Source organism: Niabella terrae (genome assembly GCF_054783135.1).
The window spans coordinates 122,415-148,901 of sequence record NZ_BAAGRD010000001.1 but is presented as its reverse complement, the minus strand read 5'-3'; the positions used below and the strand labels follow the sequence as shown (position 1 = coordinate 148,901).

The window sequence follows — 26,487 nt, the reverse complement described above, 5'->3', positions numbered from 1 at the left end:
AAAAGTAAAACTGGCAGATTATGAAACAGCTATTTAATACATCCCATGTCTCCCGCGTGGCAGGCGTCATTTTATTATTAACCTGCTGTGTGCAGCTGATTGCGCAGCAGACCGGATCGACAGCCAGACCCAACATTATTTTTATACTGGCGGATGATATGGGATACGGAGATCTGAGTTGTTATGGACAGCAACATTTTGAAACCCCGAATATTGATCGCCTCGCCCGGGAAGGTATGCAGTTTATGCAGCATTACTCGGGTACCGCCGTCTGTGCACCTTCACGTTCCGTGCTGATGACCGGTCAGCATACAGGATATACACCTATAAGAGGTAACCGAACCGGAGACGGTAAAGTTGGATTTTTACCAGATGCTACTTTTACACTTGCAGAAATGCTCCAGGCAAAGGGGTATGCGACGGGCGCATTTGGTAAATGGGGGCTGGGCCCGGTCGGCTCTGAAGGGGATCCCAATAAACAGGGTTTTGATGAGTTTTATGGATACAATTCGCAGTCATTGGCGCACAATTATTTTCCGGATTTTCTCTGGCATAATAGCCAGAAAGTGGTGTTGAAGGAGAATATGCCTGACAAAAAGACCACCTATTCGCCGGACTTAATTCAACAACAGGCCTTAGCTTTTATAGATAGTAATCGCGACAGACCATTCTTTCTATTTTATCCCACCATCATTCCTCATGCGGAACTGGTTGCTCCGGAAGCTTATATGAATAAGTTTCGCGGTAAGCTGCTGCCCGAGAAATCTTACAAAGGAGCACAGTACGGGGATCGTAATTTCAGAAAGGGAGGCTATGAAAGTCAGCCGGAGGGACATGCGGCATTTGCGGCTATGATCAATTTGTTGGATGATCAGATCGGGCAGATACTGAATCGGCTGAAGCAATATGGACTGGATAGCAATACGATCGTGATTTTTAGTTCCGATAATGGTCCTCACCTGGAAGGAGGCGCTGATCCGGATTATTTTAATAGCAACGGACCTTTTCGTGGTTACAAACGTGATTTATACGAAGGAGGTATCCGCGAGCCCATGTTGGTACGCTGGCCCGGGCATATTCAGCCGGCGAGCCGAACGAATCTGATGTCCGCATTCTGGGATATGATGCCAACGGTAGCCGATTTGTTAAAAATTGATCGCCCGGAACAACTTCAAGGTGTTTCATTATTGCCTACCTGGCTGGGTCAAACCGGACAACAACAGCATGAATACCTGTATTGGGAATTTCATGAGAAAGGCGGTAGACAAGCCATCCGAAAAGGCGCCTGGAAATTGGTTGTATATAATGTCCTGCATCCGGAGAAACGAAAAATTCAATTGTTCAATATAGATGAAGACCCTGGCGAAAAGACAGATCTGGCAGCCCATTACCCCGACAAATTGCGGGAGCTGGAATCCTTAATGCGCGCGAGCCGTATACCTTCGCCGCGATATCCATTTGTGGAAACGGTAAAATAATCCGGCTGTTAAATTATAGCACTATGAGCCCTGCAGCAAAAGGATTTTTGCTTAAAGCATTATTTACGATTGCAATACTTTTACCTGGAATGCTCCGGGGGCAACAGCGGCCGAATATTTTGTGGATTACGATTGAGGACAGTTCGCCCGACTTTCTGGGTTGTTACGGCAATAGGACGGCCCATACTCCCCATATCGATCGATTGGCTAATGCAGGTGTCCGTTTTACCAATGCCTTTTCTACAGGCACCGTTTGCTCTCCCAGCCGGACAACAATTATTACAGGGGTGAAAACTTATTGTACCGGTACGGGAGGCCACCGCAGTATGATGCCCCTACCCAAATTCATTAAAGGCTTTCCTTTTTATCTGCAGCAGGCAGGATATTACACGACGAACAATGCCAAGACAGACTATAATATCCTGGGCAGTGAGGCTTTTACCCGTGAATGCTGGGATGAAAGCAGCAGAAAAGCAGGTTGGTGGAACCGCAAATCGGGACAGCCTTTCTTCGCCGTGTTTAATTTCAATGCCTCGCATCAGTCGCAAACCATGACGAACCCTTATGATCGATATACCAAAGCCATTTTAAACAACCTGGAGCCGAAAGAAATTATAAAGGAAGATGCAATAGCAGTGCCGCCCTTTTACCGGGACAGTCCGGCCATGCGAAAAGAACTGACCCGTGTTTATAATGCATTGTCACTGACCGATAAGCAGATTGGAAAATTATTGGAACGACTTGACCAGGAGGGGTTGACCGATAGCACTATTATCATTTTCTATGGAGATCACGGTGAAGGCATACCCAGGGCAAAGACCAATGGCATCAGTTTAGGTTTCCGGGTGCCCTTTGTCATCTGGTTTCCGCCGATGTACCAGCATTTATCCCCCTGGAGCCATGGCGTGGTAACCGAGGAACTAATTGACTTTTCCGATCTGGCGCCCACCATGATTTCGCTGGCTGGCGGCCAAATCCCTGCATATATGGACGGCCGGTCATTTATGGGTATTCACCGCAGTCAACCTCCCCGGTATCTGCACCTTTCCTCTGATCGTTCTGACAATGGTATTGATCTGGTCAGAGCTGTTACGGATGGACGCTATTTCTATGCAAGAAACTTTATGCCCTTTATGCCGGAATTACGGTACATCCGATATATGGAAATTGGTCGCATCAAACAATTGATCCGATCTGATTTTGAACAGGGCCTTTTGAATAAAGTACAGGCACAACTGCTACTACCCAGACCGGCTGCTTTTCTTTTTGATACGAAAGCCGATCATTGGGAACTTCAAAATCTTACCGAAGTGGCCGAACAATCTGCCCGGGTACATGCGATGCAGCAAGCGCTGGATCAGGAAATATTAACAAAAAGAGATGTGATGCTTGTGCCTGAAGGCAGCCTGAATGAAATGGCTGCCACCCAATCGCCGTATCACTTCAGAGAAAGCGACCTGGATTATCCGATAAAAGACATTTATAGTGTCGCCCGCCTTTCCGGGTATCAGGGACCTGCCATTTTACGACAACAATTGAATTTTTTAAAAGACGCCAACCGGCTCAAACGTTATTGGGCGGTGACCGGTCTGCGGTCACAGCCGCTGGAAGCCCTTCGTCCCCATCTGGCCAAGTTGAAGGCTTTATTTGCAGATTCCTATCCGCCGGTGGCGGTTTCCGCCGCCGCCATAGTTTATGAACTGGACCGTTCTTCAGCTGCAGCGAATTGTCTACAACGTTACCTGTTGGGTCCGCAGGACTACTGGGCGTTAATGGGCGTAAACTTTTTGTTGTATAGCAGGTACAAAGAAGATTTTGTGGCAATGGTAAAAAAATGCCGTGAAGTGGAAGGTAGAACCTATGCGACCAAAGCCGCCTGTATGGATCTATTAGGCAGTCTTGGTCTGGTTCCCAACGATATCAATCATCCGCAGTAGTGCCGGATAAATCAGTTAGTATGGATTACAAACGAAGCTTGTTTATTTTTTTATTATTAGGATTAACAGTTTGTGCAGTGGCTCAGGACACCCGTCGAGTGTACCTTTCCGGAACCGGTGCTGATCATACAGTCGATTGGGACTTCTTTTGTTCAGCGGGGCGCAAAAGCGGACAGTGGGCCACCATCGCTGTGCCCTCCTGTTGGGAGCAGCAGGGATTCGGTGCGTATAATTACGGCCATGATCCCCTGAAAGAAAGACTCAACGAAACCGGAACCTACCGTTACCGGTTTATGGTCCCGAAGGACTGGAAGGATCAGGAAGTACAAATCGTATTTGAGGGCGTTATGACGGATGCGGAAGTTCGTATCAATGGCCAGTCTGCAGGTCCGGTACATCAGGGCGCCTTTTATGAGTTTCGGTATGATATCAGCCGGCTCCTGAAATCCGGCCTGGAAAACGAGCTGGAAGTGCTGGTAAAGAAACATTCCGGCAATGCTTCGGTGAACGAGGCGGAGCGTACCGCAGATTTCTGGATGTTCGGCGGGATTTTCCGGCCTGTATACCTGGAAGTTAAGCCGGTTGTCAATATCCGAAAGGTTGACGTGGATGCCCGCGCCGACGGCACACTGCAGGCTTCCATAACGCTCGCTAATGCTGAAAAAGCTGCAAAGATCGATCTGCGACTTATACCACTGCCCGCCAGACCGGAACTGACGGCAGCTGTTGCTGAGTTGTCTGCAACGGTGCAGGGTCCCAGCGTACTGTTGACAGGAAAAGTTTCACAACCGCTGACCTGGAATCCCGAAATGCCCAACCGGTATCGGGCGGAGTTCAGGCTAAAGGACGCAAGCGGAAAAACCCTGCACCGCTACACTGAAACGATTGGATTCAGGACCGTCGAAGTACGCGCAGAAGATGGGATCTATATCAATGGAGTCAAAGTAAAACTTAAAGGGGTTAACCGTCATACTTTTCATCCGAAGTATGGGCGTAGCTCTTCCAGAGAATTGAGTATTCTGGATGTCAATACCATCAAGGATATGAATATGAATGCCGTGCGAATGAGCCATTATCCACCAGAGAAACATTTTCTGGATGCTTGTGATTCCCTGGGCCTTTTTGTATTGGACGAGCTGACCGGTTGGCAAAAGCCACCTTATGACGATACGGTGGGTTTAAAATTGGTTCGGGAAATGATAGGTAGAGATGTTAATCATCCCAGTATTATCCTTTGGGATAATGGCAATGAAGGAGGAAATAATTACCATCTCGATGACTGGTTTGAACGCCTGGATATCCAAAAAAGGGAAGTGCTGCATCCCTGGGAAGATTTTAAAAAAATAAATACTGCCCACTATATATCATACGATTATTTGGCCCACGACGGCCATGGACGGCGAAAAATATTCTTGCCTACTGAGTTTATTCACGGACTCTATGATGGCGGTGCCGGTGCCGGGCTGGATGATTACTGGGAGAAGATGCAGGCGGATCCGCTTGCCGCCGGGGGATTTATCTGGGACTACGCCGATGAAATGGTGATGCGTACGGACAGGAAGGATAGTCTGGATAGTGATGGAAACCATGCGCCGGATGGCATTCTGGGCCCTTTCCTTGAGAAAGAAGGTAGTTTCTATACCATTCGGGAAATATGGTCACCCCTGTTTTTTGAAAAGAGATTTATTACAGATGATTTCGACGGGAAGTTCAGTATTGAAAACCGATATCATTTTACTAATCTTGAACATTGTCAGATCGAAGTTTCCTGGTTGCGTTATTCCGGTCCCGGTCAGCCAATCAAAATTGAAAAAATGCTGTCCGAACAAATATCTCTTTCAGTACCACCTGGCCAGTCTTCCGTCTTACAATTAAGATTACCTGCAGATTGGAAAAATTACGATGGACTGGAGATTAGGGCCAAAGATCCTTTTGGCCGGCTGATAAATACCTGGAGCTGGCCTGTGAAGAAAGCCATAAGGATCAGCTCGGAAGCTGATAAGGCGGGTGGCACAGGTACTGTGGTCCTGAATGATGAAGTGGATCGTTGGCGGGTTAAGGCCGGTCCTATGCAGTATACCTTTGATAAAGAAACAGGATTACTACAAATGGTTGAACGGTCCGGCACCAGGGTTCCATTGACGAATGGCCCAATACTCATCAGCCGGGAGCAGGTGCTGAAGTCAATCAGTTGTGAGCAGCTGGACGATACCGTTGTACTTCAAGTTTTATTTGAAAGCGGCAATTTCTTCAAATGGAGCATTGCAGGTGACGGTTTGCTGCGTTTGCAGGTCCAATACGAACCCAGAAATAATAATTTGTTTGCCGGTATTAGTTTTGATTTTCCGGAATCTGAGGTGAAAAATATGAAATGGCTGGGCGATGGCCCCTACCGGGTTTATAAGAACCGGATGAAAGGTGCCCGATTTGGGCTATGGGAAAAGGCCTATAATAATTCGGTTACCGGGGAGTCTGGATTTGTCTATCCTGAATTCAAGGGTTACCATTCAGGAATCTATTGGGCCAGCATCGATACCCGATCAACTGGCGGCTTTATAGTATGGGTGCAAAGTGATGATATTTTTTTGCGGATGTTGACGCCGCAGCCTCCGATGCACCCGGGAAAGACAGCGATTGAATATCCGCCTGGGGATATTTCGTTTTTACACAGCATCAATGCAATAGGCACCAAATTCGATACAGCACAGGGACCGCAGGCAGCTTTAAATACGTTCAGTGCCAATAAACTATACGGAGGCAGGCTTGAGATGAAACTTATTTTCGATTTCAATTTATAGTAAGGGTGCCAGTTTTCAACGAAGAAGATATGTCCATGCATATAGGGTCCGGTGCTATTTTAGCAGGATGGGAGACAGCAAAGGTTGGGCCACGTGGCACTGCGCTCCTTCAGCTACTGAACCCGGTTGCTCAGCTGTTTTAGAAGAACTACTGTATTTTTAAAGTAGCCGATTTCAGTGGATGGGCTATCAATGGATAAAGAATCAGGAAAAATGGAGTCGATGCCGCCGATTATGGTGTTGTTCATGTGACGGCGGCACGATCAGTTTTCAGGATACCATTGGGTTATTGCTGTTTCGGGAATAAAGTCAATGCGAATAATTGCTTGATACATTTTGAATAGATTCAGATATGTTCCGTTTTTTAGAATTGCCAGTTTGCCTTGTTTGGTTGATACTATCCTGCAATGTACAGGAAGAAAAACTGGCTGACTGGCCCGTGTATCTTGGTGGCCCTGAACAAAACCACTATACGGCGCTGGCGCAAATCGATACGTCCAATGTTCAGGAACTACAACCTGTCTGGACCTTTCATACAGGAGATTCCGGACAATTACAATGCAGTCCTATCGTTGTGGGCAACCGGCTTTACGGTGTCACCGCATTTAACCATCTTTTTGCGCTCGATGCCGCCACCGGATCGGAGTTGTGGCGTTTTGTGCCTGACAGCCTCAGGCAGGAAAATGTCAATCGGGGTGTTGCCTATTGGCGACAGGGTGATCAGGAACTTATCTTATTCGCTTACCAAAGCTGGCTCTATGCCATTGATGCAAAAACCGGTCAACCGGTAAAAGCTTTTGGCCGTGAAGGTCGGACCAGTCTTCGGTCCGGCCTGGGCAACGCTGCTACCGAAAAATTCGTGGTTTCCACAACGCCTGGTATGGTGTATCAAAACCTGATTATCATGCCCATCAGAGTGGGCGAAGAGCCGGGAGCTGCGCCCGGCTACATTCAGGCATTTAATATACTTACCGGAAAACTGGCTTGGGTATTTAAAACCATACCCTATCCTGATGAGCTAGGTTATGAAACCTGGCCTGCTGATGCCTATAAGGATCCAAGAATTGGCGGGGCAAATAACTGGGCCGGCATGGCATTGGACCGGAAACGCGGGATTGTCTATATACCTACGGGATCTGCCTCTTTTGATTTCTACGGCGGAAACCGCATTGGCAGTAATTTGTTCGCCAACTGTATTCTGGCGCTGGATGCAGCCACCGGGAACTATATCTGGCATTATCAGACGGTCCGGCATGATATCTGGGACCGTGACCTGCCCGCACCACCCAATCTGCTCACTATCAGAAAGGATAAACAATCTATCGATGTGGTAGCTCAGGTTACAAAATCGGGATATGTCTTTGTATTGAACCGTGAGACTGGGCAGCCGGTATTCCCGGTAGACGAGCGGACTGTGCCGGCTTCAGTAATCCCCGGAGAACAGGCCTGGCCCACGCAGCCGGTGCCCAGGTTGCCGCTGCCCTTCGCACGTCAGCAACTTAGAGAGCAGGATATTACACCGTTTTCAAAAAAGAGGGACTCCCTGTTGGAACTTTTTCGTCAAAGTAATTCGGGGCCGTTTCAACCATTATCGCTGAAGAATACCCTTTTATTTCCGGGTGCCGATGGGGGTGCAGAATGGGGCGGTGCGGCTGTGGATCTTGAGGGTATTATGTATGTGAATGCCAATGAAATGGCCTGGCTGTTTAGCCTGCGACCTGCAGACAGAACTGTACAGAATGTACCAGTGCGCAGTGGGCAGATGCTGTATCAGCAACATTGTGCTGTTTGTCATCAGGCCAATTTGAAGGGGTATCCGCAAAGTGGTTATCCAGACCTCAGGGCGTTGAAGGACCGGAAGAAAAAACTGGAAGTGAAACATATTATAAAAGCGGGAAAGGGCATGATGCCGGGTTTCACAACGCTTAGCGAACAGGAAAGCGAAAAGTTGATTGGCTTTTTATGGGGCGAAGAAAAATCGGAAATCTCCGACACATCCACCGCTCATACATCGAATGCTGCGTTGCCTTATCTTTTCAATGGTTATAATAAGTTTCTGGACGAAAATGGCCGGCCCGCCATATCGCCTCCCTGGGGAACCCTTACCGCTATTGACCTGAATACAGGTGCCAGACGCTGGCAGATACCCCTGGGAGAGGACGCAGAACTCGCTGCTGCCGGTATTCCGGCAACCGGGATCGAAAACTATGGTGGTCCGTTGGTTACCGCGGGAGGTCTCGTCTTTATCGCAGCCACCAAGGACGGCTTGTTCCGCGCTTTTGACCGTCAAACCGGTCAGTTGCGCTGGACCTTTCGATTGCCGGCACCAGGCTTTGCCACCCCCATTTCTTATACTGTTGCTGGCCAACAGTATATCGTTATTGCCTGCGGAGGATCGAAATTGGGTACTCCCAAAGCTGATGTTTATATGGCATTTTCATTATCAGAATAAGGCCCTTCGCATGAAGTTCGGTTCTTGATCGCCAATGGAATGATTAAGAAAAAATTTGGAGACCTGGATTCCCTGTGCTTGATGCACCTGGTCATGAAGTGATGAGCGCTGACCAAACGCTATTATAGAAAACGAGCAAAAGTCAGACTGGTTGAAGCCCGTTACCGGTACTTACAGGAAATCATTTTATTACTGCTTGACTTTCCCAGAAGCCTCAGGCCTGATCGTCAGCTTTAAACCAACCGCTGTATTTAATATAATTATCTGCGATTCTATTGATTTCCCCTCCTATCAGTTCCTGGGATATGGCTTTAACTTTCCTGGCGGGCACACCGGCATAGATACTTCCCGCTTCACAAATGGTCTTTTCAAGCACTACGGCTCCGGCCGCAATGATTGTGTTACTATGGACTACGGCTTCATCCATGATAATGGCACCCATGCCAATAAGTACATTGTCATGAATGGTGCATCCATGTACGATGGCATGGTGTCCGATCGAAACATTATTCCCGATGGTGGTGCCTGTTTTCTGATAAGTACAATGAATACAGGCGCCATCCTGAACATTCACCTTGTTACCCATCTTGATATAATTGACATCTCCGCGGACTACGGCATTGAACCAGAAACTGCACTGATCCCCCGTTAGGACATCTCCTACAATAGTGGCATTGGGGGCGATAAAACAATCCGACCCGAAAACGGGAGCTTTTCCCTCGACTGGTAATATTACCGGCATATCTTAAAATTTCTCAAATTAACAATATTATTTTGGCAATGGGCTATATTTGGCAGCCCGGGCTTTGCCTGAATTCAGTTATGAAAATAGTTTACTTTTTTATTTTCGGATTCTTTGCCGGCAGTACTTGTATGGCCCAGGACCAGTTCTGTCCTGTCATACCGCAACCGTTGGTGGCGGAGCGGCAGGGAGGAGCTTTTTTGTTAACGGCCCAAACGAATCTGCTGATACAAGACAGAAGTTTTGCCGGTGCGGCCCAGTTGCTACGGCAGGCATTGCTGACAGAAGCAGGACTGCCGCTGGTTATGGGGAAAACTGCCGCTGGACCTGCGATTCGTTTTATTTCCGATGAACAGGTAGGGTATGAAGAAGGCTATGTGCTGAAAATCAATCCTTCCGGTATTGAAATCCGTGCGCGACAGCCAGCAGGTGCGTTTTACGGTGCGGTCAGCCTTCTGCAATTGATACTAGCTTCTAAAGCGGTCGATGGCATCCGTATCCCTGCCTGGCAAATTAAAGATCAGCCCCGGTACCGGTGGCGTGGACTGATGCTGGATGAGTCCCGGCATTTTTTTGGTAAAGCGACCGTAAAGTCACTGCTGGACTGGATGGCATATTATAAACTGAATGTATTTCACTGGCATCTGACGGATCAGCCGGGCTGGCGACTCGAAATTAAAAAGTATCCCCGGCTGGCCCCGATTGGGGGTATTGGCAATCATTCCGATTCACTGGCACCTGCCCGCTATTACAGCCAGGCAGATATCCGGGAGATCGTAGCCTATGCCACCGCCCGACAGATTCAGGTAGTTCCGGAAATTGATATGCCGGGTCATGCTACAGCGGCCAACCGTGCCTACCCGGAATATAGTGGGGGCGGCAGTGCCAAACATCCGGAGTTTACCTTTAACCCAGGCCGGGAAGAGACGTACAGGTACCTGACCGATATCCTGCGGGAAGTCAACGTGCTTTTCCCCTCCCGACTGATTCACCTTGGGGGAGATGAAGTCAGCTATGGTAACGAAAAATGGCAGACGGATCCCTATATAAAACAGTTAATGACCAAGCAAAACCTCAGGGACGCTGTAGCAGTGGAACGTTATTTTATGCAAAGGATGGCAGATTCGGTTTATAAGTTGAATGCCCATCTGCTGGCCTGGGACGAGGTGGCGGCAATGGATCTGGATAAGGACAAAACCATTATTTTCTGGTGGCGTCATGATCAGCCGGAACAATTGAAAAAAGCCCTGGATAATCACTATCAGGTGGTTCTTTGCCCGCGACTGCCCCTGTATTTTGATTTTGTTCAGGACAGTACAGATCAGATAGGACGTAAATGGGGTAAAAAGTTCAATCCCCTCAAAGCGGTGTATGCCTTTGATGTGGACAGCCTGACCGGACCGGCCGATTTTTCACCTGATGCCTTGGTGCGCGGTATCCAGGCCAATTTATGGACAGAAACGGTTAGTGATCAGCGTCGATTATATTACATGATTTTTCCGCGAATTGCAGCGCTGGCTGAAAATGCCTGGACACCCCGATCCCGCAGAAATTTTACGAATTTTCAGCAGCGGCTGCAGGGTCATTACCAGTTATATGACAAAGCACATATTTATTATTATAAACCGGGCCGACCGGAAGCCACCAATTATTAAGCGCAATGCAGGACAAAATCGAACAAATAGAAAAGCTTTATCAGGTACAATATAAGGACAGTCCGCTGTCCATTGATATTCTTCCCCAGGCTGGGAGTGAAAGGCGGTATTTCAGACTCTGGCACCGACAGGGAGGCTCGGTCATCGGCACTTATGGTGCGAATATTGCCGAAAATGAAACCTTTTTTTATTTTTCGGACAACTTTACAGACAAGAAGTTACCTGTCGCTAATATTTATGCCGTTAGTGAAGACCGGATGTTCTATCTGCAGGAAGATTTTGGAGACATATCACTAATCAACTGCCTGGAATCTGAAGGGTATTCCGAAAGGGTCTACCAATTGTATAAAACCAGCCTGGCACAACTGGCCCGCCTGCAAGTAGGTGGGGATGCGGGGTTGGATTACACAAAATGTCTTACCAATAGTGAGTTTGGCAAACAGGCCATCATGGCCGATCTTTTATATTTCAAGTATTATTTTCTGGATGCACTTCGCCGACCCTATGACAAGCAGAAACTGATTGATGATTTTGAAGCGCTAAGCACTTATCTCACGCATACAGATCACAAGTTCTTTATGTTCCGGGATTTTCAGAGCCGCAATATTCAGGTCACCGGTGAACCGGGTAATGAGGCCGTGCATTTTATAGATTATCAAGGTGGTATGAACGGAGCGCCACAGTATGATGTGGCTTCACTTCTGTGGCAGGCCCGGGCCTCCCTGCCGGAGGACTGGAAACAGCGACTGCTGCTGGATTATATGGATGCGCTGGAGCCGCTGATCGATAAACCCCTTAACCGGACGAGTTTTGGCAGTCAGTATAATGGTTATGTGCTGATCCGGCTGCTGCAGGTACTCGGTGCTTATGGATTCAGGGGGCTGTTTGAAAGAAAAGCCCATTTCCTGACAAGTATCCCACTGGCACTTACGAATCTCAGGGCATTTTTGAGTCATCATCCCATGGGAATAGCAGTTCCGGAATTTGAAAAAGTATTGAACATCTGCGTTGATGATGAAGTTATCCAACAGTTTACGCCCGTGCAGGCAACCGACAGCACACCACTGGTGGTAAAAATCTGCAGTTTCTCCTTTAAAAAGGGGTTGCCGATTCAGGATGACAAAAACGGAGGTGGGTTTGTGTTTGACTGCCGGGGTATTTTAAACCCCGGACGGATAACTGAAATGAAGACCCAGACGGGCCGGGATAGGGATGTCATTCAGTACCTCGAACAGCAAACCCGCATGCCTGAATTCCTGCATAGCGTATTTGATGTGGTGGATATAACAGTGGCAGATTTTATTACCCGAAGATTTGACAGTCTGTATGTAAGTTTTGGCTGTACCGGCGGTCAGCATCGAAGTGTTTATGCCGCCGATGCGCTGGCCCGCCACCTGAAAAATAAATTCAAAGTCAGTATCGAACTGAATCATTATGTTCAGGATGCCAAAAACTGGATCAATCAACCCGCATAGCCCTATTACAGCAGGTGCTTTCCCGCACCCTTAAAAATGGACAAAATGAAAGCAACTACAATTGATTCGGATCGCCCTCAGGCAATGATTTTTGCAGCAGGTCTGGGTACCCGCTTTAAGCCCTGGACTGATCATCATCCCAAGGCATTGGCAGTCGTGAATGGCAAAACGCTGCTCGAACGCAATATCAATTATCTGCGCCGTTTCGGAATCCGGGATATTATTGTCAACGTACATCATTTTGCCGATCAGCTGGAATCTGCGATCCGGAACCAGAATGGCTGGGGAAGCCATATACAAATTAGCGATGAGCGGGATGCGGTGCTGGAAACCGGCGGTGGTCTGCTCCAGGCCCAACCGCTGTTTCAACCCGGACAGCGTTTTGTTACCTGCAATGCAGATATCCTGACAGATCTGGATATAGACCGGCTGCTGGCCTTTCATGAAGAGCAGCAGGCGCTGATTTCCTTTGCTGTGAGCGACAGAAAGAGTTCCCGTAATTTACTGTTCGATGCCACCGGAAGACTTTGTGGCTGGCGCAATAATTCGACCGGCGAAGAGCGCATCGCTGTCTCAAGACCCGATCTAATAGGTCGCTCCTATGATTGTGTAGCCGTTTTTGAATACCGGGTATTTGAACTGATGCAACGTAGTGGAAAGTTCTCGCTGATTGATCTGTATCTGGATCTGGCACCTAACCAGAAAATCATGGGATTCGAACATAGCGGTGATCGCTGGGTCGATGTAGGCCGGCCGGAAAGTGTCGAAAAAGCAGCATCACTGTTTCCTTAAGACTCAAGAAGGCGACCTGATTCGCTTCTTTCTTGGCTGGTCAGATTTTCCTTTATCTGTATTGATTGTTTGCGGTCCTGACAATGATTTTTCCGGTCTTTGTCCTCCTAAAATTACTATATATGAAACGAGCGAGAATAGCTTTACTAAGTATTGCCATCCAAATCAGCATGCTGGTTAATGGACTGGCACAGGATGTCAGCCTTGCCCTGCAGCGTCCGGACAGACCGGATTCCACAGCAGTTGCTGCGCTTTGGAACCAACAACCCTCAGGTGCCGTCGTCGGCTTTGGTTCCGGCAGTATCCGTTATCAGCGAGACATACCACTGGCCCGTACGCCTGATCAAAACTGGCATAGCGCTGCCTGGAAAAATGAAAAGATCCATACACAACTTCTGATTTCTACCAGAACAAACTTGGATAAGGTGACCGTTACCGTGGGAGATTTGAGCGATGATCAGGGCCATAAGATACCCGGGGATCGGATCAGTCTGGGGTATGTGCAATATGTAATGACTGATGAATTTCGGAATGGATGTGGCCATCGCAAACCGCAGGATTTTGACTCTTCTCTGGTAGCAGATATTATCAATACAGACATCAATAGCATCCCGGTCTCCAAGAATACCGTTCAAGCCGTCTGGCTTTCGGTTAAGGTGCCGAAAAACGCGATTGCGGGCAATTATACAGGAACCGTGACGGTTCATGCGGGTCAACCTTATGAATTGCAAATCGCCTTAACCGTGCTGGACCGAACCCTTCCTTCGCCCGGAGACTGGTCTTTCCGTTTGGATTACTGGCAGCATCCGGCCGCAGTAGCCAGGGTACATGATGTACCCTTATGGAGTGATGCGCATTTCGAATTGTTATCGCGATACTATACAATGCTGGCCCAGGCCGGCCAGAAAATTATCACCGCCTCGATCGTTGAGGAACCTTGGGGACATCAGACTTATGACGACTATCCAAGTCTGATAACGTGGATAAAGAAAAAGAACGGCTCTTGGGAATATGACTACAGTCTTTTCGATAAGTATATTGCTTTTGTAATGCGTTGCGGTATTCGTAGTCAAATCAATTGCTACAGCATGGTGCCCTGGAAAATTGCTTTTAGTTACTATGACGAATCTTTGCAAAAGGATACCGTATTTACCGGGGCAATTGGGACGCCATCATATAATGCGTTCTGGCGCAATATGCTAACTGATTTTACCCGTCATTTAAAAGAAAAAGGCTGGTTTGACATTACGACCATCGCGATGGATGAACGACCGATGAAAGCCATGAAATCGGTGATTGATTTGCTCGGAACGATTGACCCGAACTGGAAAATTTCGCTGGCGGGCGACTACCATCAGGAAATTGAGGCATCGGTATACGATTATTGCATTGCCTCCCGATGGGCATTTCCGGATCGTATATTGCAAAAACGCGCCGCGCTGGGGAAAATCAGTACCTGGTATGTCTGTTGCACAGAAAAATATCCCAATATGTTTACATTCTCGCCCCCTGATGAGGCGGTCTGGGCAGGATGGTATACGGCCGCTACCGGGATGAATGGATTACTGCGCTGGGCTTATAACAGCTGGCCCCAAACACCTTTGACCGATAGTCGGTTCACTTCCTGGCCGGCCGGAGATACTTACCAGGTCTATCCGGGCCCACTGACTTCCATACGATTTGAAAAGTTGATCGAAGGCATTCAGGATTTTGAGAAGATCCAATACTTACGGCAACAGTATAAGCGTCAGGGAGCCATCTCGAAACTCAGGATACTGGAAACAGCACTGAAGGAGTTTCAAATTGAAGGGCTGGCGAAAGTAAGTGCCGCTGAAATGGTAGCCCGTAACAAGGGGCTGCTTAATCAGTAAATACAGGTTTGTTGTCTGTTTGAAGCGCGAATCCAATACAGACAAATCTAAACCATTATTCGGCGCTATGATCGAATCTCGTGAATCACCTCAGGGTGGCATTCAGCACGTAGCCTTATTGTGCTACCTGCATGGGGTTTTTGCCACGACTCTGTCCCCGACGCGCCGCTTCGGATTTCTGAGAAAAAGCTTTGAAACGGGTGGCCGCAGGAATGGTATTCCAGCTGTTGTTGGTCACATCAATATCCGCTGTTTCTTTAAGGGGATCCAATTGAATGGAGGCTACTTCCTTGTTTTTTATAAAAAGCTTTTTGACCTGGTTTTCATTATGTCGCCAAATCTGAGCGGGTATACGATCGGTTTGCCTGGATCCATCTTTAAATGTCCATTCTATAATAATTGGCATGACCAGACCACCCTTATTGCTAAAACTCAGTTCATAAAAATAGCAGTCGGCAAAATTTTTCTTTGCTTCCGGTGTGAGTGATGTGATGGTCATCGGCATATCGATAGCATAGGAAGCAGTGGTGTCCACTTTTTCTTTACCCCGGGCATAGCGCCAGTAAAAATCCCTGGCTGATGTATCGATATCGGTATAGAAGTGGATATTCTTATCCTCGCGGTTCTTTATTTTGGAGATATCATCGTAGGGATTGGTGGTTGGCGGATCGATTTTTCGTTCTATTTTTCTGGCAGGGGGCACTTCGCTGTTCAGTTCAGCTTTGGCATATTTCACGGTGTCCAGGGATATGTCCACCGGGTCAATACCATAGAACCACCCTCTCCAGTACCAGTCCAGATCCTCTCCGCTGGCATCCTCCATCGTACGGAACAAGTCAGCCGGTGTGGGATGTTTGAAAGCCCAGCGACGGGCATATTCCTTAAAGGCAAAATCGAATAGTTCGCGGCCCATTACTGTCTCCCGAAGTATGTTCAGGGCAGTAGCAGGTTTGGTATAGGCATTGGGACCGAAACCAATGATATTCTCCGAATTCGTCATCACGGGTTCCAGTTGTTCTTTTGGAAGCTTCATGTAGTCGACAATGGCGCCAGCCCAGCCTTTCTTCGTCGGGAACTTATTATCCCAGAGTTCTTCCGTAAGGTACTCGACAAAACTGTTCAGGCCTTCATCCATCCAGGTCCACTGACGTTCGTCGCTGTTGACGATCATCGGGAAAAAATTATGACCCACTTCATGAATAATCACACCCAGCATGCCGTTTTTTACGGCTTCGCTGTAAGTGCCGTCTTTTTCGGCGCGCCCATAATTAAAACAGATCATCGGATACTCCATCCCATTGGCGGCTTCCACGCTCTGGGCGACAGGATAGGGGTAAGGAAAAGTGAAGGATGAATAAGTTTTTATGGTATGTGCGACCGCTCTGGTAGAAAACTTGCGATACAGCGGATAGGCTTCCTTGCCATAGAAACTCATGCACATGACTTTCTTGCCATTGATCAGTTGTGGCATGGCGTCCCAGATAAATTTACGGGAAGAAGTCCAGGCAAAGTCCCGTACATTCTGGGCTTTATATATCCAGGTCTTTTTTTGACTGCTTTGGGATTTTTCTGCCGATTGCGCCTCTTCCAGGGTGACAATTTCTACCGGCTCTTTCGCATTCTTCGCTTTATTGTAACGGGCCATCCTGGCGGCACTCAGCACCTGCGCGTAATTCTGACATTCTCCTGTGGCTCCTACAACATGATCAGCCGGTACGGTAATCGCAACATTGAAATCGCCAAAAGTCAGGGCAAATTCACCACGACCGGTAAACTGATGGTTCTGCCAGCCCTGGAAATCGCTATATACACAGACCCGCGGATACCACTGGGTGATCGTATAAAGATTGTTTCCGTCTTCTTCAAAATGTTCATAGCCACCACGTCCACCGTCCTTCATCCGGTCAGTTACCTGATAGGACCAGTCAATTTTAAGACTGAATTTCTGGCCCGGTTTAAGGGTTTGAGGCAGGTCGACCCGCATCATGGTCTTATTGATCGTATAAGACAACGGTTTGCCGGTGGCGTCTGTAATTTTTTTGATTCTGACGCCCTTGCCATTGTCCATCGGTGAACTGGCTTCCTGCAGTGCTTCCAATTGCTTATCGCTGATAGCGGCGGGCATCCGGGAACTGTTCTGGTAGTTGGCATTATTCAGATTGCTATGTTCATTTTCATCCAGCTGAAACCAGATATAGTTCAGGGGATCCGGAGAGTTATTGAAGTAATTCAGGGTCTCGGAACCCGTCAGCAAATTTTTCTTTTCATCCAGTTCGCATTGAATATCGTAATCACAACGCTGTTGCCAGTAGGCGGGACCAGGTGCGCCGCTGGCCGTCCGGTAACTATTGGGTGTCGGTAAAATGGTACCCAGTTGCTCAAACTTATTGCCATGATTGCTGGTGGGATTGTTGCGAATATCCTGTGCCGGAACTGCCAGTGTAATGGTCAGTGCAAACAGGAGTGATAAAAAGCCTTTCATACCGGATATATTTGATTATTATTAGCCAATTTGGAACTTACAGATATAAAAATCCTGAATTATGCAGAAAAAAAGAAAAAATTTACATGAGCGGTTCCTTTTTCCCAGGTTTTATGGAGTGGACAGTAACTCAGTTTTTTATGATAGCGGAGGAATTCTTTCCAGGGCCATTTTTACTGCAAAAGCAAATACTGCCAGTGATACCACGAAAATATAAATTCTTTGAGGAATTTTTGCCAATTCCAGTAATATTTTGCCCAGAAGAAGTATCAGTAATACCACAACGATCTGGCCGGCTTCCAGGCCGATATTAAAGCCAAAAAGGCCCCATCCAAGGGATTGGTCGCCGGCCAGGATCATCCGAATGGAGTTGGCAAAGCCCAGGCCATGGATTAAGCCGAAAAACAAGGCCAGGAAATAATTGATATTGATTTTTTTTACCGGCCGGCCATGGATCAGATTCCATAGCGCAGTCAGGGCGATGGTTACCGGGATCAGAAATTCCACCCAGGCTGACGGGATCCGGATAATATCCAGCACACTCAGGGCCAGTGTCAGGGAGTGTCCAATCGTAAAGGCAGTCACCAGGATCAGTACTTTTTTCCAGTCATAGAATGTATAAACTACGGCCAGGGCCAGTATAAAAAGCTGGTGGTCCAGCGCGTCCCGGCTGATGATATGTCGCCAGCCTTCAATAAAATAAAAGCTAAAATCACTCATATCAGCAAAAGTATATGATCGAACCGATTAAAAGAGGCGATCTGTGGGGAAATGGGCGCACTACCGAAACAACCGAAAAAGATTTGCCGGTATCTTTGAGACCCGCGAATGGCGGAGCTTCACAATAACCTTTATCCGGTTTCGAAAAATCTCTTATTTTTAAGGCTTCAAGCTTTGGTCACCATCGGGTGCAGCGCTGGGGAGGATGGGTTATTGAACACAACCCTCCCTGTCACTTGAAATCAATCCGTTCGGGACAGAACGGTCGCCATGTAGAAAATTAATAAATATAAATTGTCAAATATGAAAAGAAGAGCGTTTATAAAAACAACTTCAGTAGGCTCCCTTGCCTTTTTACTTCCTTTTTCACCCGATTTGCTGGCCAACGGCAAAAAGATCAGAGTCGCTCAAATCGGCCTGGGAGGTATGGGTTACGGGGACCTGAAGGCCATTGCCTCACACCCTGCTGTTGAGATTGTGGCGCTTTGTGATGTTGATGCCAGTAAGATTAAAGACGCCAGCAACCTTCATAAAAAAGCCCGGATTTTTGCCGACTACAAAGAACTGCTCAAAACCATGGGCAAGGATATCGATGCGGTGGTCGTGTCAACACCGGACCATCAGCACGCACCGGTTTCGCTGATGGCGATGGAAATGGGTAAACATGTATATTGTCAGAAGCCACTTACCCATTATATTGCAGAATCCAGAAAAATGGATGCGCTGGCAGGAGAAAAAAAGCTGATTACACAGATGGGGATCCAGGTACACTCCTTTTACGACTATAAACTGGCCACAATTCTGATCCAAAAAGGGATTATTGGCAAGGTAAAGAAAGTGATTGCCTGGTCACCGAAAGTCTGGGGCTACGACGGGGCCGAACCCGAAGGCAGCGATCCCATCCCCACTGGTCTCGACTGGGATTTATGGCTGGGAGCTGCCAAAAATAGGCCTTATAAAGACGGCTATTACCATCCCAATATGTGGCGGCGCTGTATCGATTATGGCTGTGGTACGCTGGGCGATATGGGCGTTCATATATTCGACACACCCTATAACGCATTACAGTTAAGCGTTCCGCTGACGGTGAAGAATAATTGCCGCCAACCGAATGATTTCGGTCACCCGGAGAAAAATCATGTTACTTATGTGTTTCCCGGCACACCCTATACTGCCAGCAACCTGGAATGGGTCTGGTACGATGGTAAGGGCGCACCGGAGGCTCAGGCCGAGCTGGAACTACCCGGGGGAGAGAAATTACCTGATCAGGGCGCTATGTTCATTGGAGCGGACGGTCGCAGATTGTTGCTGCCCCACTTTATGCAGTTACCTAAACTGATTGTTAATGGCAAATTTGAATCGATCGATATTAAGAAATTTGATCCTCAGGGGGCTGCCGGTAAACCGGTGACCAGTTATGATGCCGAAACACCAAAGCATTATCATGAATTTATTGATGCCTGTCTGGGGAAAGGAAGCTGTAGCGCGCCTTTTTCCTATGCGGCCAGATTAACGGAAGTCATCCTGCTGGGTGTGATTGCGGCGAGGTTTCCCGGAGAGACCCTGCACTGGGATGGCGAACAGGCCCGGTTTAAGGAAGCCGAAGCCAATAAGTATATTGCCGGCGCTGCCGCAGTCATTTAGGGCACTGCAGTGCCATGAATTGACAAACGGTAGGTCAGTCGGGCGGACTTAGACCGCCTGCGCTGTATCTTTGTGATATAGAAAGTCATGGTGCAACTGGTATTATTGTTTCAAAAGTTCATTCTCGGATTCCTGCTTCTTACCATTGAAGTTCATCCTTATCATGTAAGTGCTACTGAAATGGAGTATAACAGGGCGGAAGAGAGGATAGAACTGAGCGTAAAGATTTTTACGGATGATTTTGAAAATGTATTGCGGCGACTGAACCATCAAAAGGTAGATTTGACCGGTGAGCAATTGCGTCCACAAATGACGAAGTTGATTCATAAATACCTGACCAGGCATCTAATTCTTGGCTCCGACGATAAAGTCATTCCACTGGAATTATTTGGCTGGGAGAAAGACCATGAGGCGATATATGTTTATGCGATCGCTAAGGCGCCGGCTTTTAATCCGGCCAGGATATCGGTTGCCAACACCATTCTGTATGAATTATTTACGGATCAGGTCAATATCATGCATTTTATTGTTGACGGCAAACGTAAGAGTACCAAACTGATTTATCCGAATAAACGAACCGGATTTTCGTTTTAACCTGTAAGATTCGGACTGGCCGGGAATCTTAGAGGGTCTTCCAGGGCTTTTGGCATTTTCCCAAAATAAACAGCGTAATCGGCGAACGCCCAATGACAGGCGACACGATCGGGTATTACCGCTCATCATTTTTCAGGTATCTGAAATAGCATTGACTTGATTTTTCCCGTAAATTCATCGCTTTAAAATATTGTTTTGCATGAGAAGTATATTATTTTCCCTGACGTTGCTGTTATTCGCCATGGCATCTCAGGCCCAGCAGGAGGCATCAAAATATGATCCCCGAGAGGCATTTGCACCCGATTTCTATAGTTTTCCCGGCAATGCATACCGGAGCGCATCCGGCATGCCCGGACCCAGCTACTGGCAGAATAAGGCAGATTATAAGATAGAAGCCACACTGGATACCAGTCAGCACAGGATCAGCGGTACAGAGGCCCTGGTTTATACCAATAACAGTCCGGATGATCTCGGATTCTTATGGCTGCAGGTGGACCAGAATATTTACCGCGCCGACTCCAGGGCATCTGCTACCACTACCCAGGAGGGCGGCCGCTGGGCCAATCCGGAATTTACCGATGGACAGGTAATACAATCGGTGGAAGTCGAGATTAACGGTAAAAAACAGGCTGCAAAATATACAATTACGGATACACGTATGCAGGTATGGCTTCCTGAGGCACTGAAGTCTGGGGGAGGTAAACTGACCTTGCATGTTGAATTTTCCTTTACGGTACCCGAACGAGGTACCGACCGTATGGGCCGTTTGAAAACCCGTAATGGATGGGTCTATGAAATTGCTCAATGGTATCCCCGGGTATGCGTCTATGATGACCTGCGGGGCTGGAACGTATTGCCCTACCTGGGCCAGGGTGAGTTTTACCTGGAATACGGTGATATAGATTTCACAATTACGGCACCCTCAGATATGCTGGTGGTAGGTTCGGGTGCGCTTACCAATCCTGAGGAATGTTTTACCAGTGAGGAAGCCAAACAGTACGCAGCAGCTAAAAACAGTGAAACCACGGTATCCATCCGGTCTGCGGAAGCGGTTAATGCAGGTATCAAGCCTAACCGAAAAAATAATACCTGGAAATTTAAGATCCAGAATACACGTGATGTAGCCTGGGCAGCGTCCAGGGCATTTGTGCTGGATGGCGCCAGAATCAACCTTCCAGAGGGTAAGAAAAGCCTGGCACTGAGTGCATATCCGGTGGAGAGCATCGCCGAAAACGGCTGGCAGCGAAGTACCGAATTCGTAAAAGCTTCCATTGAATTCTATTCCAAGAATTATTTTGTCTTTCCCTATCCCGCAGCGACAAATGTTGCCGGTACGGTCGGAGGAATGGAATATCCGGGGATTGTGTTTTGTAGTTACCGGGCCAGGGGCGGAGGCCTTTGGGGTGTGACGGATCATGAATTCGGTCATACCTGGTTCCCGATGATTGTGGGTAGTAACGAAAGAAAATTTGCCTGGATGGATGAGGGCTTTAATACTTTTATCAATGATCATTCTACCGCAGCCTTCAATAACGGAGAATTCAATGAGCAGAGCTATTTTGATGAAAGGGCGGCAAAGTCGCAGTTTGCTGAACATATGGACCGCTTGTTTAATCCTCCGGATGTTATTCAACAAAGAAATCTGGGCGTAGCCGCTTATTTGAAACCCTCCCGGATGCTGCATAATCTCCGTGATAATGTGCTGGGCCCTGAAAGGTTTGATGCGGCATTCAGGGAGTATATTAAACGCTGGGCATTTAAACATCCTTCACCCTGGGATTTTTTCCGTACCATGGAGAATGTCGGTGGTGAAGACCTGGGCTGGTTCTGGCGTAGTTGGGTATTGAATAACTGGCGGCTCGACATCGCCGTTACCGGGGTTAAATACAGAGACAATCTACCGGCTAAAGGCGCAATAGTGACCATCAGTAATCTGGAGAAAATGCCAATGCCGGCTACCGTTAAGGTGACGGAGTCTGACAACAAAATTCATCTTGTTAAGGTACCCGTCGAAGTCTGGCAACGTGGCAGCAGTTATAGTTTCTCCGTATCCACAACCAGTGCGGTGAAAGAAGTCCTTATAGATCCCGACAAGAAACTTCCGGACTGGAACCGGGTGAATAATACCTGGACCGGAAACTAAAAAGAATGTACAGATTTAGAATAGTAATGGCCTTGCAGCAACAACTGCAGGGCCTTTGCTTTTTAGTTATAAATGGAGTTATGGAATTTTTTAAGGTGGGATTCATAGTAGCAAACAACGATTATGGCCCAACCCATGCAATCAACCGACAAACATCCGCGCCTACGGGGTTACGCGTGTAAAATCCGCCGCCAATCGCTGCGGGTGGATATGACGCCCATGGTCGACCTGGGCTTCCTGCTGATCAGCTTTTTTATTTTTACTTCAACAATGACAGACCCCAAAGGGCTGCAATTATTTATGCCATCTGATAAAGGGGCTCCAATGCCTACAGCCGCCAGTGGTGCGCTGAGTATCATTATTACCGGCAGTCATCAGCTGTACTATTATGAAGGTGCGATGCCGAACAATAGAACCGGGTTTAAATCTGCCGATCTTTCCACAATACGCAAGGTCATCATCGACAAGAAGCAGCGGGTGGTAAGCGCTTATCAAGGAGATGCCGACTGTGAAGCGAAAGCAAAGAAAAATCCCGCAGTTTACAATGATTGTTCGCAGAAAAAACTGGCCATTTTGATCAAGCCAACCGCAGCGGCAGACTACCGGACAATCGTCAGCTTACTGGATGAAATGACCATCAACAGGATCGCACGCTATGCCATCCTGGAACCTGAAGGGCGGGAACTGTTGCTAACGGCACCGGATATTTAAATAACCATTAGACAATAAAAGCGGTCGTAGGACCGCGTTGGCAGACGACAGTGGGCAGCGATTTCCTGCCCCAAAATGCCCCTTCCTGAGAAAATCCCGGGACGGTGCCGGCCGGGCTTTGCCTGGTCCTGAATGATTAATCCAGGTACCGATTTGGGCACTGCCGCCTTAACAGAGAAAATCATTTTTTAAACCCAAAATAACATAGTATGGAAACCAATAACATCTTGCAGGCCGATTTACTGGATCTTGTTTTTGATGGCAGAAATAAGTCTTATGGGGCCTATGAGCTGCGTCGTTCCTATAACAGGCGACTGGTGAAGGCGATGGTGACGACCCTGACTACCGGGCTGGCCCTGGCCGGACTGATCGTAGTGAAAACATCGATGGCAGGAAATGAAAACCTGCCAATACGCCTGGACGGAATTACGCTTGTTGATATCCAGCCAGAAGCGCCCGAGCCAGAACCCCTCCCGCCGCTGCCACCGCCACCGGCGCCTTCCGTAGTGCCCCCTGTTTTGGAAACCCTGCAGTTTACAAAGCCGGTGTTGACCGATGAAGTGATTACACCACCTCCTACACAGAAAGACCTGGCGGAGACACGGATTGGTACATTTGATCAGGAAGGGGTTCGAGGCTTGGATATTGTCGTGCCTCCGAATGATCTGGATGGTAACAGGGGACTGATTGTCAGAACGGTACCGCAGGATAAGGAACCGCTGATCTTCACTGATGTTCAGATTCAGGCCACTTATATCGGCGACTGGAAGCGGTTTCTGGAACGCAATTTATCTGGTGAAGTGCCGATCGAAAACGGGGCAATACCGGGAACTTATACAGTCATCATTCAGTTCGTGGTGGATGTAAACGGGCAGGTCAGTCAGATACAGCCGCTGACGAGAATCGGATATGGTATGGAACAGGAAGCCATGCGGGTCATCCGCAGATCCGGTAAATGGAAACCAGCAATTCAGAATGGAATTGAAGTAAAAGCCTTGCGGAAACAGCCGGTTACATTTCTGGTGCAGGAGGGCTGATGCCGGGGGATATATCCGGGGCCGGGTCGTTAAGGCACCCGGATTTTTTAAGGTTACCGTCTTTGTTAGAGCGGCTACCGGATCCCGCAGTCCCCCTTTGTATTATATCCCTTAATTTCGCAGCGAATCAAAAGGTATGTATTACACATGACATTGCATCGTGAAGGCAGGGGAACAATTTCTATTGCAGTAATTTTATTTCTCCTGATAAATTTTATCAATTACCGGTTACTGGCCCAAATCCCGGTCCTGTTTTATCTGATTTTACTTGCCTCCCTGGTTTTGCTGGTGCTGGTAATTTCTTTTTTCAGAATCCCTTCCCGATCCTATACGATCGATGAAGCGGCGGTCATTGCGCCCTGTGATGGGAAAGTAGTGGTGATAGAGGAGGTTCAGGCTGATGAATATTTTACGGACAGACGACTCCAGGTTTCTATTTTTATGAGCCCGCTGAATGTTCATGTAAACCGGAACCCCGTAAGCGGGGACGTATTGTATAATCAGTACCATAAAGGCAAATACCTGGTCGCCTGGCATCCCAAATCTTCCACTGATAATGAGCGGCATACCAATGTATACCGTGCCGCCAATGGCCGGGAACTGTTGACCAAGCAAATCGCTGGTGCGGTAGCCCGGCGCATTGTTAATTATCTGAGCGTTGGTAAAAAAGTAGAACAGGCTGGTGAAATGGGGTTCATCAAGTTTGGCTCGCGGGTGGACCTGCTCCTGCCGCTGGACGCTGATATCAAAGTTAAAATAGGTGATCTGGCTGTGGGAGGCGTTACGGTGATTGCAAAATGGTAAATTAAAAAATATAATAATGAGAAACTTAATCTGGCTTCTGTTTATTGCCCTGGGTTGGAGCGCCTGTAATACTGCCGCTGATAATACCGATCAGTTGGAAATAACGCTGGCCCGTTTTACCAAAGCGTTGGAAGAAAGTGATATTACGACACTGGACCAACTGGCAGCACCGACGCTGACTTATGGACATTCCAGCGGAGTGATTCAGAATAAGACGGAATACCTGGAGAACTTCAAGACGGGTGCCACCGATTTTGTCAAAATAAATATTGCCAATCAAACCATAGATATCTCCGAAAATACGGCGATTGTGCGGCATACCTTTGACGCAGATACCAATGATAACAATACGCCCGGACATGTAACCCTGTTGATCCTGACGGTGTGGCAGAAAAAAGGAGCTGACTGGTTGCTACTGGCCCGGCAGGCCGTAAAACCTCCTGTTAAATAGCGGATTCCAGTTAAAAAATTAAGAGCGCGCATCAGGATCTGCCCGGTGCGCTTTTTTTAGGGGCGACATTTCTTACCAGTCCTTACCTTCACTGCCGCCATATTCCGTTTTTTTACCGGCCACTCTTTGTTGGGTCTCTCTTTCCTTTTGTTCCAGCCGGTCCAGTTGCTGCTGGGCTTGTTTCTGATTTAGCCGGGACCGGGACTCCTGTGGTTTTTCCTGTCCGCCACCACCACCGCCGCCTTTTTTGGGCAGTTCGGAAAGTGCCTTCTGCAGGTTTTCCCGCGCCTGATTGTCCTGCCAGTTTAACCGGAGGGCCTCTTTATAGGCTTCGATACTTTCCGTTATTTTTTTCTGATTGCTATATACAACGCCTGTATTATAGTATGCCCCAGAGCGGATTTTTTTGTCCGCACCGGCAGCACCACTTACCTGACGGAAAACTTTAATAGCTTCTTCGTATTTCCTGAGACGGTAAAGGGCATTGCCCTTATTCATCAAGGCAATGTATTGCTGGGGGCCTTCGGTGACTTTCTCATAGGAATTTATTGCCTGGGCCAGTTGTCCCTTTTTATAAAATTCATTGCCTTCCTGAATGAACTGTGCCGGTTTTTGCGCCGATGCAGTAATCGTAAGAAAGCAGAAGAAAAAAATTGTCAAAAAATGTAACATAATAGTCTCTGATTTGAGGAGATTTATCC

General features: G+C 47.7%; 19 protein-coding genes. 15 read left to right on the top strand and 4 right to left on the bottom strand.

Annotated elements, in window-relative coordinates; translation table 11 throughout:
• Window positions 1–20: 20 nt before the first annotated feature.
• From ACYVI9_RS00670 to ACYVI9_RS00655, 4 genes are all read left to right on the top strand, one after another.
• Entirely contained in the window at window positions 21–1,478 is a 1,458-nt protein-coding gene (locus ACYVI9_RS00670) for an arylsulfatase (protein ID WP_460759272.1), read from the top strand.
• Between the two features lie 23 nt (window positions 1,479–1,501).
• Window positions 1,502–3,415, top strand: a complete 1,914-nt coding sequence (locus ACYVI9_RS00665) for a sulfatase family protein (protein WP_460759269.1) — start codon at window positions 1,502–1,504, stop codon at window positions 3,413–3,415.
• A gap of 20 nt (window positions 3,416–3,435) precedes the next feature.
• Window positions 3,436–6,213, top strand: a complete 2,778-nt coding sequence (locus ACYVI9_RS00660) for a glycoside hydrolase family 2 TIM barrel-domain containing protein (RefSeq protein ID WP_460759266.1) — start codon at window positions 3,436–3,438, stop codon at window positions 6,211–6,213.
• A gap of 352 nt (window positions 6,214–6,565) precedes the next feature.
• Window positions 6,566–8,665: an outer membrane protein assembly factor BamB family protein gene (locus tag ACYVI9_RS00655; RefSeq protein ID WP_460759263.1), complete on the top strand. Its 2,100-nt coding sequence runs from the start codon at window positions 6,566–6,568 to the stop codon at window positions 8,663–8,665.
• A gap of 214 nt (window positions 8,666–8,879) precedes the next feature.
• Here the strand turns inward: ACYVI9_RS00655 and ACYVI9_RS00650 are convergent, their stop codons facing one another.
• Window positions 8,880–9,407, bottom strand: coding sequence for a gamma carbonic anhydrase family protein (locus ACYVI9_RS00650; protein ID WP_460759261.1), 528 nt, complete (start codon window positions 9,405–9,407; stop codon window positions 8,880–8,882).
• 80 nt (window positions 9,408–9,487) lie between these two features.
• Here ACYVI9_RS00650 and ACYVI9_RS00645 point away from each other — a divergent pair, with 80 nt between their 5' ends.
• The 4 genes from ACYVI9_RS00645 to ACYVI9_RS00630 all read left to right on the top strand — a co-directional run bounded on the left by ACYVI9_RS00645 (window position 9,488) and on the right by ACYVI9_RS00630 (window position 15,200).
• Window positions 9,488–11,062, top strand: coding sequence for a beta-N-acetylhexosaminidase (locus tag ACYVI9_RS00645; RefSeq protein ID WP_460759258.1), 1,575 nt, complete (start codon window positions 9,488–9,490; stop codon window positions 11,060–11,062).
• Window positions 11,063–11,067: 5 nt separating this feature from the next.
• Window positions 11,068–12,537 carry a RapZ C-terminal domain-containing protein gene (locus tag ACYVI9_RS00640; protein ID WP_460759256.1) on the top strand — a complete coding sequence of 490 codons (1,470 nt, stop codon included), beginning with the start codon at window positions 11,068–11,070 and terminating at the stop codon, window positions 12,535–12,537.
• A 45-nt stretch (window positions 12,538–12,582) separates the two neighbouring features.
• A complete protein-coding gene (locus tag ACYVI9_RS00635; RefSeq protein WP_460759253.1) occupies window positions 12,583–13,329 on the top strand; it encodes a nucleotidyltransferase family protein in 747 nt (248 codons plus the stop codon).
• A gap of 122 nt (window positions 13,330–13,451) precedes the next feature.
• Window positions 13,452–15,200 carry a DUF4091 domain-containing protein gene (locus tag ACYVI9_RS00630; RefSeq protein WP_460759251.1) on the top strand — a complete coding sequence of 583 codons (1,749 nt, stop codon included), beginning with the start codon at window positions 13,452–13,454 and terminating at the stop codon, window positions 15,198–15,200.
• 115 nt (window positions 15,201–15,315) lie between these two features.
• On the opposite strand, the gene ACYVI9_RS00625 is transcribed toward ACYVI9_RS00630, so the two are convergent.
• A complete protein-coding gene (locus ACYVI9_RS00625; RefSeq protein ID WP_460759248.1) occupies window positions 15,316–17,682 on the bottom strand; it encodes a M1 family metallopeptidase in 2,367 nt (788 codons plus the stop codon).
• A 138-nt stretch (window positions 17,683–17,820) separates the two neighbouring features.
• Complete coding sequence (locus tag ACYVI9_RS00620; protein ID WP_460759246.1) at window positions 17,821–18,402, bottom strand: HupE/UreJ family protein; 582 nt, start codon at window positions 18,400–18,402, stop codon at window positions 17,821–17,823.
• A 303-nt stretch (window positions 18,403–18,705) separates the two neighbouring features.
• Here ACYVI9_RS00620 and ACYVI9_RS00615 point away from each other — a divergent pair, with 303 nt between their 5' ends.
• From ACYVI9_RS00615 to ACYVI9_RS00585, 7 genes are all read left to right on the top strand, one after another.
• Window positions 18,706–20,046 (top strand): Gfo/Idh/MocA family protein, encoded by a 1,341-nt coding sequence (locus ACYVI9_RS00615; protein ID WP_460759243.1) that lies wholly within the window; start codon window positions 18,706–18,708, stop codon window positions 20,044–20,046.
• Between the two features lie 87 nt (window positions 20,047–20,133).
• Entirely contained in the window at window positions 20,134–20,640 is a 507-nt protein-coding gene (locus ACYVI9_RS00610) for a DUF6702 family protein (RefSeq protein ID WP_460759241.1), read from the top strand.
• Window positions 20,641–20,839: 199 nt separating this feature from the next.
• Complete coding sequence (locus tag ACYVI9_RS00605) at window positions 20,840–22,783, top strand: M1 family metallopeptidase (protein WP_460759238.1); 1,944 nt, start codon at window positions 20,840–20,842, stop codon at window positions 22,781–22,783.
• 123 nt (window positions 22,784–22,906) lie between these two features.
• Complete coding sequence (locus tag ACYVI9_RS00600) at window positions 22,907–23,494, top strand: ExbD/TolR family protein (RefSeq protein ID WP_460759236.1); 588 nt, start codon at window positions 22,907–22,909, stop codon at window positions 23,492–23,494.
• Between the two features lie 209 nt (window positions 23,495–23,703).
• A complete protein-coding gene (locus ACYVI9_RS00595) occupies window positions 23,704–24,531 on the top strand; it encodes an energy transducer TonB (protein ID WP_460759233.1) in 828 nt (275 codons plus the stop codon).
• A 147-nt stretch (window positions 24,532–24,678) separates the two neighbouring features.
• Window positions 24,679–25,335 carry a phosphatidylserine decarboxylase family protein gene (locus ACYVI9_RS00590; RefSeq protein WP_460759230.1) on the top strand — a complete coding sequence of 219 codons (657 nt, stop codon included), beginning with the start codon at window positions 24,679–24,681 and terminating at the stop codon, window positions 25,333–25,335.
• A 16-nt stretch (window positions 25,336–25,351) separates the two neighbouring features.
• Entirely contained in the window at window positions 25,352–25,786 is a 435-nt protein-coding gene (locus ACYVI9_RS00585) for a nuclear transport factor 2 family protein (protein WP_460759227.1), read from the top strand.
• A gap of 72 nt (window positions 25,787–25,858) precedes the next feature.
• On the opposite strand, the gene ACYVI9_RS00580 is transcribed toward ACYVI9_RS00585, so the two are convergent.
• Window positions 25,859–26,458 carry a tetratricopeptide repeat protein gene (locus tag ACYVI9_RS00580; RefSeq protein ID WP_460759225.1) on the bottom strand — a complete coding sequence of 200 codons (600 nt, stop codon included), beginning with the start codon at window positions 26,456–26,458 and terminating at the stop codon, window positions 25,859–25,861.
• Window positions 26,459–26,487 lie beyond the last annotated feature (29 nt).